This window comes from Salsipaludibacter albus (genome assembly GCF_019798055.1).
Classification (GTDB): domain Bacteria; phylum Actinomycetota; class Nitriliruptoria; order Nitriliruptorales; family Nitriliruptoraceae; genus Salsipaludibacter; species Salsipaludibacter albus.
This window is the reverse complement of the sequence record NZ_JAHOPH010000035.1, coordinates 25,168-40,868: the sequence shown is the minus strand read 5'-3', so window position 1 is coordinate 40,868 and position 15,701 is coordinate 25,168. Positions and strand designations below refer to the sequence as shown.

Genomic DNA, 15,701 nt, shown 5'->3' with positions numbered 1-15,701 from the left:
CCGTGCCTGGCTCCGCGTCATCTGGCGCTGCTGGCAAGACCACACCGCCTACGACCCCACCCGCCACGGCAACGCGAAAGCCCACCTCACCACCGCAGCTTGACACAGGGCAACTCGGAACGTCCAGCGCCTCCTCCGGAGAGAGCTGGAGTGTGCCGGCCTGCGAACTCCGAACTGACCGACGGCCAGGCGTGTCTAGTAGGAGGAGCCGGTGACGTAGTCGCGCAGGCTCTGGGCCTGGGTTTCGAGCTCGTCGATGCGCGAGCGCACGACGTCGCCGATCGAGATGATCCCGGCCAGCAGCCCGGCGTCGTCCACCACCGGCAGGTGGCGGAACCGTTCCTCGGTCATCCTCGCCATCAGCTGGTCCGCGGTGTCGGGCCCGTGACAGGTGGTGACCGGCGCCGTCATGACGTCGCGGACCGCGTGGCCGAGGCAGCCCTCGCCGTGGCTGTCGAGTCGTCGCACGATGTCGCGCTCGGACAGGATCCCGTCGACGGACTGGTCGCCGGTCGAGACCACGAGCGCGCCGATGTTGCGCTCGGCGAGCCGGGCGGACGCCTCGGCCAGGGTCGCGTCCGGGCCGATCGTGGCCACGTCGCTGCCCTTCGCGGCGAGGATGCTGGAAACGGTGATCGCCATGGGAGCCTCCGTGGGAGCGGGGACAGGGCCACCCCCGACGCTAGTTGCCGGACGTCGTCGCGGTGGCGCTTCCGCGAGGATTCGGTGCAGGGCACACTCGTGGCACCTGTTCGACGTCGACCCCGCGAGACCTCCATGTGTCGCAGCATCCGCACGCTCCGCCCCCCGCACCTCGAGGAGGTCCACGACGGCGACGTCGTCGCGGCCGCCCGCCAGTACGTCCGCAAGGTGTCGGGCTTCCGCGATCCCTCCGATGCCAACCGCGACGTGTTCGACGACGCGATCGCGCGGATCACCGAGGCCACCACCGACCTGCTGGAGTCCCTGGACGTGCGTGGCCGCGAGCCCGTCGTCGTGGTCCCCGGTGCCGAGCAGAAGCCGGTCCGCCGCCCGCGCGCGTAGGCGCGCGCGACCCCGTTCCCGCTCCCCCCGACGACGGTGTCCGACCAGCGGCTCGCGTTGCCCGCAGACCGTCGCGTGGATGCACCCTGTTCCCTGTCCGTTCGGCCGGTGGCCGGGCCCCGGATGCCGTTGACACCCCAGTCCACGGGACGGCAGTATTGGTTGCACATGCAATCACGTGAGGCGGACGGTCCGCGGAGCGTGGCGCTGCGGGGGCATGCGCAACTGACCGACCAACGATGCAAGGGGAACTCCATGCGCAAGATGATCACCCTGGCTGCCGCAGCAGCCCTGACCCTGTCCCTGGCCGGCACGGCCTCGGCCGAGAAGCCCGGCTTCGCCGGACCAGGCCTCGACACGACGACCGTCGAGACCGCCGTCGCCCTGTCCGGCACGCCCTTCGACTTCGACGACGACGCTGGTGACTTCGACATCCTCGTCGCGGCCGTGGTCGCCACCGGCGCCGACGCGATCCTGGACGGCAGCAGCGACTACACCGTCTTCGCGCCCACCGACCAGGCCTTCCTCGACGCCGTGAGCGCCGTCGCCGGGGTCGACATCACCGACGAGGAGGAGGCCTTCAACACCGCGGTCGCCGCCTTCGGCGTCGACGGCGTGACCGACATCCTGCTCTACCACGTGACCGAGGGCTGGCGTCCGTCCCCGAGCCTGCTGAACGGCAAGGGTGACCGGGTCGTCGAGATGGCCAACGGCGGCACCATCAGCGTGAGCAGCGCTGGCATGATCGACGGCAACAACTCGGACGCGACGATCGTCGCCCCCGACATCAAGACCGCTGACGGTGGCATCCACGTCATCGACTTCGTGCTCCTTCCCTGACCCCGCCCCATCGCGTCGTCGGGGCGTGACGACCACGTCGGTCGGCCCGCCCCGGTGACGCAGGGGTCTGTGTGCGCCACTCGCCCCGCGAGGGGACGCACACGCATCGCCCGGTCGCCGAGGTCGCCATGACCTCGGCGACCGGGGTGTTCCATGTCGGAACCGGGGCTCGTCAGCCCGCCAGCGCGGCCAGGCGGTCGAGGCCGGCCTCCAGCACCGAGGACCGCTTGGCGAACGACCACCGGACCAGGTGTCGGCCGGTCGCCGGGTCGTCCCAGAACACCTGGTGGGGGATCGCGGCGACCCCCACCTGCTCGGGCAGCATGCGACAGAACGCCAGCCCGTCGTCGAACCCCAGGGGTCGGATGTCGCCCGACACGAAGTAGCCCCCGGCCGGCACGGTCACCTCCATGCCCAGTCCGACCAGTCCGTCGACCAGCAGGTCGCGTCGGCGCTCCATGGTCGCGGACAGCCCGGCGAAGTAGCTGTCGGGGAGGTCCAGGGCTCCCGCGATGGCCGGCTGCAGCGGAGCCCCGGACGAATACGTCAGGAACTGCTTGACCGCCCGGGTCGCCTTCACCAGTGGCGGGGGACCGACCGCCCAGCCCACCTTCCAGCCGGTCAGGGCGAAGGTCTTGCCGGCCGACGAGATCGTCAGGGTGCGCTCCGCCATCCCGGGCAGGGTGGCGATGGGGACGTGCTCGTGGTCGTCGTAGACCAGGTGCTCGTAGACCTCGTCGGTCACGACCAGCAGGTCGTGCTCCACGACGACCTCGGCGATCGCGGCCAGGTCGTCGCGTGACAGCACGATGCCGGTCGGGTTGTGGGGCGAGTTGAGCAACAGCAGGCGGGTGCGTGGCGTGATCGCTGCCACCAACCGGTCGACGTCGAAGGCGAAGTCCGGCGGCGGGAGGGTCACCGGGACCCGGATGCCACCGGCCAGGGCGATCCCGGCGGTGTAGGAGTCGTAGTAGGGGTCCAGCGCCACCACCTCGTCACCGGGGTCGACCATGGCCAGCAGCGCGGCCGCGACGGCCTCGGTGGCGCCCGTGGTCACCAGCACCTCGGTGTCGGGGTCGACCTCCTGGCCGTGGAAGCGTCGTTGGTGCCCGGCGATGGCCATCCGCAGGGACGGGATCCCACCGCCCGGCGCGTACTGGTTGTGGCGTCCCGACCGCAGTGCGTCGACGGCGGCCTCGACCACCTCGTCGGGCCCGTCGACGTCGGGGAACCCCTGGCCGAGGTTGACCGCGTCGTGGCGGACCGCCAGGGCCGACATCTCGTCGAAGATCGTCTCGTCGAGCCCGCCGATGCGTGCGGCCCCGGGGGACCGGACCACGTCGCCTCCCCGTCCGCGGCGTGGCCGGCTGGGGGGAACGCCGGCAGCCGGAGCGGATGGGTCGGTCGCAGTCAGGTCCATCATCATGCCACCAAGCCTATGGGTGCCCGCGATGGTTGGGGGGTGGCGGTGGGGGCTACGGTCGCGGGCACCCGAACGCCTGATGGAGGACGTGCGTGCCACCAGCTCGTGAGCCCGAGGCCCTGGTCGACGACGCGGTCGCGCTGGCCGGCCGCTGGTTGGACGCCGCCGACGCGTCCGAGACGGCGTCGCAACGTCGCCAGCGCGAGCAGTTCCAACGGCTGATCGGGTCCCACGAGGGCGTGGCGTTCACCCGCGTGTTCGTCGACCGGGTCATGCGGGTCGAGGACGACGACCTCGCCGCCGAGGTCTTCCACGACCTCGTGGCCACCCGGGGACTGCCGGACTTCCTCGCCCCGACCGACAAGGCGCTGGTCCGCGCCGGGGCAACGGTCGCGCCGTGGCTCCCCCGGGTCGTGATGCCGTTGGCCCAGCGCCGGGTGCGGGCCATGCTCAGCGACCTGATCGGGCGGGCCGAGCCCGCCCCGCTCAAGCGCCAGCTCCAGGGACTGCGCGACCGCAACTTCCGCGTCAACGTCAACCTGCTGGGCGAGGCCGTCCTGGGCGAGGACGAGGCCCAGCGCCGGCTCGCGTCGCTGGTCGAGCTGCTGGGCCGTCCGGAGGTCGACTACGTCTCGGTGAAGATCTCGGCGGTGGCCAGCCAGCTGCACCACTGGGCCTTCGACGCCAACCTCGACCGCATCACCGACCGCCTGGTGGCGATGTTCGCGGCCTCGATCGACCGGCCGGACCCGGTGTTCGTCAACCTCGACATGGAGGAGTACCGCGACCTCGACCTGACCGTCGCGGCGTTCAAGCGGGTGCTCGAACGTGACGAGTTCGCCCACCTCGACGCCGGGATCGTCCTGCAGGCCTACCTGCCCGACGCCGGCCCGGTCCTGGACGACCTGCTGGACTGGGCCGCGGAGCGCCACGCCGCGGCCGGCGGTCGTACCAAGATCCGACTGGTGAAGGGCGCCAACCTCGCCATGGAGCACCTCGAGGCGGCCACGCACGGCTGGACACCGGCGCCGTTGCCGTCCAAGGCCGTCGTCGACGCCAACTACAAGCACCTGCTCGACCTGGCCCTGCGACCCGACCGGCTCGGCCCGGCCTGGATCGGGGTGGCCTCCCACAACCTGTTCGACCTCGCGCTGGCCGACCTGCTGGCCGCGGAGCGGGGCGTGTCCGACGACGTGGTCTTCGAGATGCTGTCGGGCATGGCCTCGGCCCAGGCCGCGGTGATCGTGCGTCACCGACCGGTGCGTCTGTACCTCCCGGTGGTCGGCTCCGACGACTTCGACGCGGCCGTGGCCTACCTGTTCCGCCGGCTCGAGGAGAACACGGCCCCGGAGAACTTCCTGACCAAGGCCTTCTCGATCACCTCGGGCAGTGACGAGTTCCTCGCCCAGGCGGACCGGTTCCGCACGGCCGTCGCCGACCGTGGCGAGGTGGCGCAGGGTTCACGCCGCTGGACGGGGCGGCCCGACACCCCCGAGTTCCCCACCCTGCCCCTGCGCGAGGGCGAGTCGGAGCCGGCCGCGACGCTGACGCCCATCGCCCATCCGATCGCCCCCACCTCCTCGGGCGTGGACGACCCGGGGTTCGTCAACCGTCCCGATGCCGACCCGACCGATCCCGACGTTCGGGCGGCCCTGGTCGCGGCGATCACCGACCCGCCGACGGTCGAGGTGGCCGCTCCACCGACCGTCGCCGACGTGGACGCCGCCGTCGAACGCCTCGCCGCCGCCGACTGGCACGACCGGGACCCCGACGCCCGGGCCGACGTGCTGGAGGCCGTGGCGGACGCGCTGGACGCCCACCGGGCCGACCTGGTCGGGGTGATGGCCGCCGACGGTGCCAAGACCATCGAGCAGTCCGACCCCGAGGTCTCGGAGGCCGCCGACTTCGCGCGCTACTACGCCGATTGCGCCCGGCGGCTCGGTGACGTCGACGGTGCGACGTTCACCCCCTACCGGGTCGTCGCGGTCACGCCCCCGTGGAACTTCCCCTTGGCGATCCCGGTCGGCGGCGTGCTCGCCAGCCTCGCCGCCGGCGCGACGGTCGCGTTCAAGCCGGCGCCCGAGACCCGCGCCGTGGCCGCCCTGGCCCACCGCATCATGGTCGACGCCGGCGTGCCCGACGACGCCGTGGTGTTCCTGCCGACCGACGACGACGAGGCCGGCCGGCGGCTGGTCACCCATGACCACGTCGACGCGGTCGTGCTGACCGGGGCGACCGAGACCGCCGAGCTGTTCCGTTCGTGGCGCGACGACCTCCACCTCCATGCCGAGACCTCGGGCAAGAACGCGCTGGTGGTCACCCCGAACGCGGACTTCGACGCCGCCGTCCACGACCTGGTCACCTCGGCCTTCGGCCACGCCGGCCAGAAGTGCTCGGCCGCGTCGCTGGCGATCCTGGTGGGGGACGTCGCCACCTCGTCGCGGTTCCGCCGCCAGCTGGTCGACGCCACGAACTCGCTCACGGTCGGCCCCGCCGACGACGTCGCGACCGACATGACCCCGACCACGCCGGCGCCGTCGGACAAGCTGCTGCGTGGCCTGACGCGGCTCGAGCCGGGCGAGCGGTGGCTGGTCGAGCCCCGCCAGCTCGACGACTCGGGCCACCTGTGGTCGCCCGGGATCCGCGACCGGGTCGAGCCCGGCTCGTGGTTCCACGAGACCGAGTGCTTCGGCCCGGTGCTCGGGATCATCGCCGTGTCGGACCTCGACGAGGCGATCGCGGTCCAGAACGCGGTCGCGTTCGGGTTGACCGGTGGGATCCACAGCCTCGACCGCGACGAGGTCACCCGCTGGCTGGACGGCGTCGAGGTGGGCAACGCGTACGTCAACCGTCACATCACGGGGGCGATCGTGCGTCGCCAGCCGTTCGGGGGCTGGAAGGCCTCGGTGGTCGGGCCGGGCGCCAAGGCCGGTGGCCCCCAGATGGTCCCGTCGCTGGGGGCGTGGCACGACGACGGGCTGCCGTCGCGGCTGCACGACGTGTCGGCGGCGGTCGACCGCATCGCCGGCGTGCTGCGCGACCACGCCAAGTCGGGCGACGGTGCGACCGACCACGATGCCGCCTGGCTCACGGCGGCGACCGGCTCCGACGCGTGGTGGTGGGCCCACGAGTTCGGGGTCGCCCACGACCCGACCGGGCTGGCGACCCAGTCCAACGTCCTGCGCTACCGACCCCTGCCGTCGTGGATGGTCCGCGTGGGTGCCGGCGGTGCCGACGTCGCCGTGGTCCGCGCCCTGTGTGCGGCCGTCCTGGCGGACGTGCCGACCGTCGTCAGCGTGGCCGAGGCGGACGACCGGGACGGCCCGGGCGTCGCCGAGGTGGTGCGCCGCGCGGTCGACCAGGCCGGCCCACGGTTCACCGTCGTGGTCGAGGACACCGTCGCGGCGACCGAGCGGGCCGGCTCGCACGCCCGGGTCCAACTGGTCGGCGAGCGGGACCTGGGGGCGCTGCCGGTCGGCGTGCACGTCGAGCACCGCCCGCTGGTGGCGTCGGGACGCGTGGTCCTGCCACGACTGCTGCGCGAGCAGGCGATCAGCCACGACGTCCACCGCTTCGGGCACGTCGCCCGACCCGTCACCCCCTGAGCTGGTCCGGACCGGGAGGCAGCACCCGGGGCCCACCGTGCTGGCACGACCACCCGTGGGGGACCATGGTCGCGATCATGGCGGACGCGCGTCCCGACTCGTCGGCGCGTCGCCGGCGCGGGCCGATGGCTGGCTAGCGTTCCGGCCGACATCACGCCGGCGTCGCATCCGGGGGCCCGTGGGAGGCCCCGGTCCAACGACCCGACGCGGTCCCCCCGACCCCCCGTGGAGCACCCCATGCGTCCCCCCGTCCCCTCGTTCCTGCGTCGTGCCCTCCGGCCGACCGCCGCCCTCGCCGCCGCGCTGCTCGTGCTGACCGGCACGGCCGCCCTCGCCGACGAGGTCGAGCTGCTCGACGACGACCTCGACGCGTTGTCCAGCGTCGACTTCGGCACGGTCTGCGTCGGTGATCCCGCGTCGAGCACGGTCGAGGTCCGACTGCGGCGTGCCGGCAACGGACTGGTCTTCGCCAACTCCTCGAGCGCCGCCGTCAGCGGGGTGGGCCCGGCCGGGGTCAGCGTCGGGACGGCGGCCATCCCGATCCCGTCGAACTGGTTCACCGGCCCGGCGCCGACCGACAACGGCAAGCTCGCCGGGCCCGTCCCCGTGGCGGTCACCCTCGACACGTCGGTCCCCCGCATCGTCGACGGCACGGTGACGATCCAGGCCACCGGGCCACGCCAGCCCGGCTCCGGCGGGGGGTCGTCGCCGACGGTCACGGCCTCCGACAGCGTCGCCATCACCGGAACCGTGGAGGACTGCATCCCGGACGACCCGACCTCGCCAGTCATCGAGGTCGTGCTCGCCCCGACCGTGCCGGACGGGACCAACGGGTGGTACGTGTCGGACGTGTCGCTGACCTGGATCGTCACCGACCCCGAGTCCGACTGGGTGGTCGACGAGGGCTGCGTCGACCAGGTGCTGACCACCGACCAGGTCACCACCTTCACCTGCACGGTGACCTCGGCAGGTGGGACCTCCAGCACCAGCGTGACCATCTCGCGGGACGCCACCGCCCCGACCATCTCCGCCACCGTCGACCCCGCTGCCAACGACGACGGCTGGAACAACGAGGCCGTCACGGTCACCTTCGCCTGCGACGACGCGCTGTCCGGGATCGTGTCGTGCACCGACCCGGTCGTGCTCGCCACCGAGGGCGTCGACCAGTCCGCCACCGGCACGGCCGTCGACGCGGCCGGCAACACCGCCGAGGTCACCGTCGACGACGTCGACATCGACCTGACCGCGCCGACGATCACCGGCACGGCCAGCCCCGCACCCAACGCCAACGGGTGGAACAACACGCCGGTCACCGTGGCCTTCACCTGCGCCGATGCCCTGTCCGGCATCCGCACCTGTGGCCCCGACGTCGTGCTGGACACCGAGGGCGCGGACCAGTCCGTCACCGGGACCGCGGTCGACCTGGCCGACAACACCGCCGAGTTCACCGTCGACGACATCGACATCGACCTGACCGCCCCCGAGGTGGTCCTGGTGGGAGGCCCGCAGGACGGCGCGACCTACTTCCCCCACGAGGTGCCGGCCGCCCCGACCTGCACGGCCAGTGACGCCCTGTCCGGGCTGGACGGTCCATGCACGGTCGACGACGGCTGGTCCGACCAGGTCGGCACCCACACGATCGTGGCGACCGCGACCGACCTCGCGGGCAACGTCGGCACGGCGACCGCGACCTACGAGGTCGTCGGCTACACCCTCGAGGGCTTCCTGCGACCGGTCGACCCGGACACGCTCAACACCGTGAAGGGTGGCCGCACCGTGCCGCTGAAGTTCCGGGTGCTGGCCGGTGACGAGCCGGTGACCGACGTCGCGGTGGTCGAGGCGATCACGCTGTCCCTGGTGGCGTGTGACGCCGGTGACGGCGGCGGCGCCGACCTGGGCGACGCCGCGGCGACCGGTGGCACGGGCCTGCGCTACGACGACGAGGACGAGCAGTTCGTCTTCAACTGGCAGACCCCGCGGACCTCGGGCCAGTGTCGCGAGGTCACGGCGCACCTCGTCGGTGGCCAGACGATCACCGCCCGCTTCCGGCTGCGCTGAGCACCCGGTTCCGCCGGACTCCGCCACGACCCGCTGGTCCGGACGGATCCGGGGCATGTCGGAGCAGCCCGCCCACGCGACGAGCACACTGGACGCACCGACCGACGAGGCAGACGGTGCGCGCGATCCGCTACGAGCAGTTCTCCGGCACGGTCGAGGTGGCCGACGTGCCCGACCCGGCCGTCCCCGTCGACGGCGTGGTCGTCGAGGTCGCGGCCAGTGGCCTGTGCCGCAGCGACTGGCACGGGTGGATGGGCCACGACCCGGCCATCACCACGCTGCCCCACGTCCCCGGCCACGAGCTGGCGGGCACGATCGTGGCGGTCGGGCCGGGCGTGACCCAGTGGTCGGTCGGGGCCCGGGTGACCGTGCCGTTCGTCGTGGCGTGCGGGACCTGCCGTGCATGTCGTGACGGCAGCCCGCAGGTCTGTCTGGACCAGTGGCAGCCCGGGTTCGACGGGTGGGGCAGCCACGCCGAGCTGGTCGCGATCCCGCGGGCCGACCGCAACCTGGTGCACGTGCCCGACGAGCTCGACCTGGCCGTCGCGGCCGGGCTGGGCTGCCGGGTCACGACGGCCTGGCGCGCGGTCGTGGACCAGGCCGCGGTCGCCCAGGGTGAGTGGGTCGCGGTGCACGGCTGCGGGGGACTCGGGTTGTCCGCGATCCTCGTGGCCCGCGCCCGTGGCGCGCGGATCGTGGCGGTCGACCTCGATCCGGCGCGGCTCGAGCAGGCCCGCGCCGCCGGTGCCGAGGTCGTGCTGGCGGCCGACGCCGAGGACCTCGTCGAGCTACTCCGCGAGGTGTCGGGGGGTGGCACGAGCGTGTCGATCGACGCGGTCGGCAGCGAGGAGGCCGTCGCCAACGCCCTGCATGGCCTGGCCGAGGGCGGCCGCCATGCCCAGGTCGGGCTGTTGCCGGCGGGCAGCCACGTCCCGATGGACGAGGTGATCGGTCGCGAACTGCGGATCCTCGGCACCCACGGCGTGACCGCCGCCCGGGTCGCCGACGTGCTGGACGCGGTCGCGGAGGGTGCGCTGGTCCCCCAGCACCTGGCCGGGGATCGGCTCACCCTGGAGGAGGGCGCGGTGGCGATGGTCGGCGCCGTCGGGACCCGCACGGCCGGCCTGGCCGTGATCGAGCCCGCCAGCTGACGATCCGCATCGGCCCGCCACCCGTCACCCGCCCGTCCACCGGCACCCGGTCGATCAGGTGCGGTGGCCGTCGAGGTCCTCGCGGGCGGAGGCCACCCGGGCACGGTCCGCCTCGGTCGGGAACGTGCCGAGCTGCTCCACCCGGTGGCCGGTGGGGTAGGTCGGCCGATCGACCCGGGTCAAGTCGTGGGGCGTTCGCCGCTCCGGCACGAGGGTGCGCTGCACCCACGCTCGTGCACGCAGGGCCGCGTGGACCGCGGTCACGACGGCCGGCGGGGCCGGCTCCCACCCGAACGCGGCCAGCAGCGGCGGATCCAGCAGGGCGCGGATCGCCACCTCGCCTGCAGGGTGCACGGGCGCGGGAAGGTGCGCCTGCAGGAACATGTCCACCGAGGCCTGGGCGACCCGGCGGTTCGCGGGGTGGTACCGGAAGCGCTCGGCCTCGTAGGCCCGGTTGAACGCATCATGGTCGGCGAGGTCCTCGGACAGGTCACGCAGGCCCATGTGACGTCCCAGGTCCAGGTACCAGCGCAGGCTCGCGGCCACCTCGGCATCGGTCAGCGGTCGCCAGCCCCAGCGCTCGATCCACCGCAGCGGCTCGCAGATGAACGTCGTCAGCACGTAGTGCAGGTCGACCGGGTCGAGCTCGAACGCGGCGTGCATCGCGTTCATCCGTCGCAGGGCAGTGCGTCCGAGCCGGCCGTCCAGGCCGTCGCGTGCCATCCACGCCATGACCAGCTCGGTGTCGTCGTAGCGCTTTCTGGCCCGGTGCCCGAACTCGCCGGTGGCGTCCAGCACGACCGCGATGTCGGGCGACGCGTAGGTCCGGAACAGGGCGAACGACAGCGCCGTCTCGAGGTCCCATGGGAACTCGTGGGTCGACAGCAGCCAGACGATCTCCCGGGCCTGCGTCTGCGGGTCGAGTTCGGCGATGTCGGCCGCGGTGCGCCGGGTGCGGCCCCGCGCTCGGCTCGTCGCCCAGCCCAGGCCGCCCAGGCCGGTGAGTCCGGCTGTCAGCAGCGTGGTCCGGCCCGTCGGCACCGGCGTCACCACGTCGTGGGCCCGGGGGGAGTGCGTGGGGCCGGTGCCCGGACGAAGTCGAGGATCGCGACCTCCGTGCCCCGGAGCAGGTCCTTCACGAGCTTGCCCGGGTCTGCCACGGACATCTGTTCCTCGAAGACGTGGTCGTGGACGTACTGCTCCACGGCTCCGGCGGCGACGCGACCCGCGGCGACGGCGTCACGCCCGTCGTCGATCGCCGCGCGGTGGGCGTCGTCGTGGACCGCCCCCAGGACGGCGACGGGGACCTCGGCACGGGACAGGTACGCCGGGCGGGCGACCGCGACCTGGAGGGCCAGCATGGGGCCGAGCCGGTCGGCCAGCGGGCCACCGGAGTGGGTGACCAGGTCGTGGTCGGGTTCCGGCCAGCGTCCCGGGTCGGCGGTCGGGGGCGGACCGACCGCGTCGTCGACCCGTGGGTCCGTGCGCACCCGGTGACGGGCCAGCACGCGGTCGGGCGGTCGGCGCTCCACCAGCCGACGGGCCAGCAGGCCGGGGCGGCCGTCCGACCCGGTCCGGGACTCCACGGTCTCCCAGGCGGTCGTGGTCCGCAGCTGGCCGAGGCCGTTGAGCGCCGCGATCCGGACCCACTCGTCGGGATCGTCGAGCGCAGCCACCAGGGCCGGCTCGGCCGGGTCGGCCACGGGCGCACCCATGAACGCCAGGACGTCGGCGGCATGACGCCGCGCCCCGCCTGCCGGGGCATGTCGCAGGGCCGTGACCAGCGCCGGGACGGCCTCCCCGCCGAACGCGTCGAGGGCGACCAGCAGGCTGTTGCGATGCTCGGACGTGCCCCGCGCGAGCTGGTCCACCAGTGCCGGGACCGCGACCGGGTCACCGCACTGCGCCACGGCCCAGTACGCCCGTGCGGCGACGCAGTCCACCGGGTCGTCGACGACCGGCAGCAGTCGAACGGTGTCCTTGGGGGCGCCGACCTTGCTGAGGGTGTGGGTGGCCTGGAGACGGGCTGGCCACCGGGGATCGCCCAGCGCGGTGCGAACCATCGACAGGGCAGTGTCGTCCATCCGCAGGGTCGCCCAGGTCAGGGCCTCGCGGACCTGGAAGTCCCACTCCCGGGCGAAGCGCTCGACCAGTGCGGGGGCGGCCGGTCCGTGCCGTGCCTGCCCCAGGTCGAGGACCGCCTGCAGGCGCACGTCGGCATCGGCGTCCCCGAGCAGGTCGAGGAGGCGTGCCGTGTCGGTGGTGGACGGTCCCTGCATGACGTGGTTCCCGTGTCGCGGGGGTGGGTGATGGTGGTGCCGCCGGTGTCAGCCCCGGGCGAGGTTCGCGACCAGCCGGCGGTCCAGCACGTGGGCCAGGCGGCCCTCCCAGCGGCCGGCACCGGGGCTGCGGAGCAGGCCCACGCGCATGATGCCGCACTCGGGGCTGTCGTCGTCGCGCAGGTCGTCGCGCCACACCCCCACGACGTTGTCGGCCTGGTCGTGGAACGCCGAGAACGGGCGGAAGTCGTTGGGTCCGGGCTCGCCCGACCGCTGGTGGGTGCGGTACAGCCGGGCGGTCGCCAGCACGTGCAGCCGGTGCGTGGTGGCCAGCCGCCCGAGCTCGCGCATGACCAGGGCGTCGACGTGGTCGAGGTCCCGGTCGGGGTGCGCGGCGTGGTCGTTGTAGAGCAGCCGCTTGAGGTCGTCCACCACCAGCAGGTCCGTGCCGGGCAGCGCCTCGACGGCCCGGGCGATGTCGGCGGTGGTGGTGTCTCGCCCGGCCACGATGTCGAGCGGGTTGCAGTCTGCCTCGAACCCGTGCAGCGCGGGCTGGCCGGGCCGGCTCGAGCGGGTCAGGTGGGCGATGGCCGCCTCGCACCGGGCGCGCTCGGTGGCCGACAGTGCCCCGAGGCGGAGCTGCTCCGTGGTGACCAGGGCCTGGGCGGACAGGAAGTTGCGTGCCACGGCGGGGACGTCCTCGTCCACCGACGCCCACACGACGTCACGCCGACCGTGTCCGACCACGTGGCGCGCGATCGAGACCGCGAACGACGTCGTCCCGACCGCGGGCAGTCCGGCCACGACGGTCACCTCGCCCGGCCGCAGCCCCGTCAGCACCCGGTCCAGGGACTCGAAGCCAGTGGCGAGGCCGTCGCGCTCCCACCCGCGCTCGGGCAGGCCCTCGGTGTGCACCCGGACGTCGTCGAGGGCCTGGGCGAGGGTCGTGGTCCACGGCACGGTCGGGTGCTCCTCGCTGCTCGACACCCGTCGGCCGGCCCGGCCCGGGGAGTCGACGAGTGTGCCCAGCACGTCGACGAGGGTCCACGGTTGGCGACGGATCGGCCCACGCTCCCCGCCCAGCGCACGACCACGCCCGGTCGCCCGTGGCGGGTGCGTCACGCTGCCCGCTGCGGTGCCGCCGTGTGCGTTCGTGGCGGGTCCGTGGAGGACGTGGCGGGAGGTTGCTGGACCACGCCGGCGTCGACCACCGTGGCGCAGGGGTCCCACGAGGCCACATGCGTCGTGGGATCCCCGGGAGGCGAGCGCTAGATGCGGTCGCGCATCCAGTTGGTGGTGCCGCCGGCAGCGACGTAGGCACGCTGGCGGTCCGACAGCGTGTGGCGGGCCGTGAAGCTGCCCTTGTCGGCGCCGTCGGCACCGGTGATCGACACCTCGACCTCGTTGCCGGACTCCACCAGCTCGCGCAGGCCGGCCAGGTGCAGCACGTCGCCCTGCTCGAGCCGGTCGTGGTCGGACGGGTCGGCGTACTCCAGGGCCAGCACCCCGAAGTTGGCCAGGTTCTGCCAGTGGATCCGGGCGTAGTCCTTCACGACGACGACCCGCAGGCCGAGGTAGCGCGGGGCGATCGCGGCGTGCTCCCGCGACGATCCCTGGCCGTAGTTGGTGCCCCCGACGATCGCGTGGCCCGAGTCGTGGCCGTCGTCCGGGGCGTCCCGCTGCGCCTCGGCGCGCGACGGGTAGGTCTCGTCGACGACGTCGTAGGTGAACTGGGCGATCTTGGGGATGTTGGACCGGTAGGGCAGCACCTCGGTGCCCGCGCGCAGGATCTCGTCGGTCGAGATGTCGTCGCCGACCTTCAGCAGCACCGGGACGTCGAGGCTGTCCGGCAGGGACTCGAGCTCGGGCAGCGAGTCGATGTTGGGGCCCTTGACGATCTCGGTCGCCGCCGACTCCTCCGGCGACGGCGGGGCCTGGAGCAGGTCGTCGTCGATCGTCGGGTTCGTGGGCTCGCTGACCGATGGGTACGAGATCCCCTGGCTGTCGGCGAGCGTGCGCGGGTCGGTGATGACGCCGGTGATGGCCGAGGCGACGGCCGTCTCGGGCGAGCAGAGGTGGACGCGGTCCTCCTTGGTGCCCGACCGGTTCGGGAAGTTGCGTGGCGTGGTGCGCAGCGAGATCGTGTCGGTCGCCGGGGCCTGGCCCATGCCGATGCAGCCGTTGCAGCCGGCCTGGTGGATGCGGGCACCACGCGAGACCAGCTCGTAGAGGTGGCCGTCGCGGATCAGGTCGGCCAGGATCGAGCGCGAGGACGGGTTGATGTCCAGCGACACGTCCGGGTGGGCCTTGGCGTCGGCGTCCTTGAGCACCTGGGCGACGATCGCGACGTCCCGGTAGCCCGGGTTGGCCGACGACCCGATGTAGGACTGGCTGATGGGCTTGCCCGCGATCGACTCGACCTCGACGACGTTGCCCGGCGAGGTCGGCTCGGCGATCAGCGGCACCAGGGTCGACAGGTCGATCGCGTCGGTGACGTCGTAGGTGGGGTCGTCCACCACGATCTCGGTGAAGTCGTCCTCGCGGCCGTAGCTGGCGAGGTACTGGCGCACGGTCTCGTCGGCCGGGAAGACCGTCGTGGTGGCGCCCAGCTCGGCACCCATGTTCGCGATGACGTGGCGGTCCATCGCCGACAGGCCGTCCAGGCCCGGGCCGTGGTACTCGATGATCCGACCGACCCCGCCGTCGACCCCGTGGCGTCGCAGCATCTCGAGGATGACGTCCTTGGCCGACACCCAGTCGGGCAGCTCACCGGTCAGCTCGATGCCCCAGATCTCGGGCGCCTTGATCCGCAGGGGCTCGCCGGCCATCGCCATCGCCACGTCCAGCCCGCCCGAGCCGATCGCGATCATCCCGATCGCGCCCGCGGCGGGGGAGTGGGAGTCCGAGCCGGCCAGGGTCGCGCCGGGCCGGCCGAAGCGCTGCTGGTGGACCGGGTGGGACACGCCGTTGCCGGGACGCGAGAAGTGCAGGCCGAACCGGGCCGACGCCGACTGCAGGAACTTGTGGTCGTCGGGGTTCTTGTGGTCCTCCTGGATCAGGTTGTGGTCGACGTACTGGGTCGAGACCTCGGTCTTGATCCGGTCGAGCCCCATCGCCTCGAGCTCGAGCATGACCAGGGTGCCCGTGGCGTCCTGGGTCAGGGTCTGGTCGATGCGCAGCGCGATCGGCGTCCCGGGGGTGAGCTCACCCTCGACGAGGTGGTCCTCGAGGATCTTCGTGGCGACGTTGCGGGCCATCAGGTCGTGCCTTCGTCGGTGGGAAAGTCGTCGCAGTCCACCGT

General features: G+C 73.1%; 11 protein-coding genes. 5 read left to right on the top strand and 6 right to left on the bottom strand.

Features of this window, described 5'->3' with window-relative positions:
- Nucleotides 1–195: 195 nt before the first annotated feature.
- Nucleotides 196–642 (bottom strand): CBS domain-containing protein, encoded by a 447-nt coding sequence (locus KR546_RS16240; RefSeq protein WP_274388224.1) that lies wholly within the window; start codon nt 640–642, stop codon nt 196–198.
- A 135-nt stretch (nt 643–777) separates the two neighbouring features.
- Here KR546_RS16240 and KR546_RS16235 point away from each other — a divergent pair, with 135 nt between their 5' ends.
- Both KR546_RS16235 and KR546_RS16230 read left to right on the top strand, forming a co-directional pair.
- A complete protein-coding gene (locus KR546_RS16235; RefSeq protein ID WP_238445769.1) occupies nt 778–1,044 on the top strand; it encodes a DUF2277 domain-containing protein in 267 nt (88 codons plus the stop codon).
- Between the two features lie 255 nt (nt 1,045–1,299).
- Nucleotides 1,300–1,884, top strand: a complete 585-nt coding sequence (locus tag KR546_RS16230; RefSeq protein ID WP_238445768.1) for a fasciclin domain-containing protein — start codon at nt 1,300–1,302, stop codon at nt 1,882–1,884.
- Between the two features lie 172 nt (nt 1,885–2,056).
- Here the strand turns inward: KR546_RS16230 and KR546_RS16225 are convergent, their stop codons facing one another.
- On the bottom strand, nt 2,057–3,163 hold the full coding sequence (locus KR546_RS16225; RefSeq protein WP_238445770.1) for a pyridoxal phosphate-dependent aminotransferase: 1,107 nt from the start codon (nt 3,161–3,163) through the stop codon (nt 2,057–2,059).
- A gap of 236 nt (nt 3,164–3,399) precedes the next feature.
- Here KR546_RS16225 and KR546_RS16220 point away from each other — a divergent pair, with 236 nt between their 5' ends.
- The 3 genes from KR546_RS16220 (at nt 3,400) to KR546_RS16210 (ending at nt 10,121) form a co-directional block, all read left to right on the top strand.
- Nucleotides 3,400–6,912, top strand: coding sequence for a proline dehydrogenase family protein (locus KR546_RS16220; protein ID WP_238445767.1), 3,513 nt, complete (start codon nt 3,400–3,402; stop codon nt 6,910–6,912).
- 237 nt (nt 6,913–7,149) lie between these two features.
- Nucleotides 7,150–8,970 (top strand): PxKF domain-containing protein, encoded by a 1,821-nt coding sequence (locus tag KR546_RS16215; protein ID WP_238445766.1) that lies wholly within the window; start codon nt 7,150–7,152, stop codon nt 8,968–8,970.
- A gap of 116 nt (nt 8,971–9,086) precedes the next feature.
- Nucleotides 9,087–10,121, top strand: a complete 1,035-nt coding sequence (locus KR546_RS16210) for an alcohol dehydrogenase catalytic domain-containing protein (RefSeq protein ID WP_238445765.1) — start codon at nt 9,087–9,089, stop codon at nt 10,119–10,121.
- Between the two features lie 54 nt (nt 10,122–10,175).
- On the opposite strand, the gene KR546_RS16205 is transcribed toward KR546_RS16210, so the two are convergent.
- From KR546_RS16205 to KR546_RS16190, 4 genes are all read right to left on the bottom strand, one after another.
- Nucleotides 10,176–11,162 (bottom strand): oxygenase MpaB family protein, encoded by a 987-nt coding sequence (locus KR546_RS16205; protein WP_238445764.1) that lies wholly within the window; start codon nt 11,160–11,162, stop codon nt 10,176–10,178.
- A 5-nt stretch (nt 11,163–11,167) separates the two neighbouring features.
- Nucleotides 11,168–12,400 (bottom strand): HEAT repeat domain-containing protein, encoded by a 1,233-nt coding sequence (locus tag KR546_RS16200; RefSeq protein ID WP_238445763.1) that lies wholly within the window; start codon nt 12,398–12,400, stop codon nt 11,168–11,170.
- A 48-nt stretch (nt 12,401–12,448) separates the two neighbouring features.
- On the bottom strand, nt 12,449–13,432 hold the full coding sequence (locus tag KR546_RS16195) for a DnaB-like helicase C-terminal domain-containing protein (protein WP_238445762.1): 984 nt from the start codon (nt 13,430–13,432) through the stop codon (nt 12,449–12,451).
- Nucleotides 13,433–13,668: 236 nt separating this feature from the next.
- Nucleotides 13,669–15,657 (bottom strand): aconitate hydratase, encoded by a 1,989-nt coding sequence (locus KR546_RS16190; protein ID WP_238445761.1) that lies wholly within the window; start codon nt 15,655–15,657, stop codon nt 13,669–13,671.
- Nucleotides 15,658–15,701: the final 44 nt, after the last annotated feature.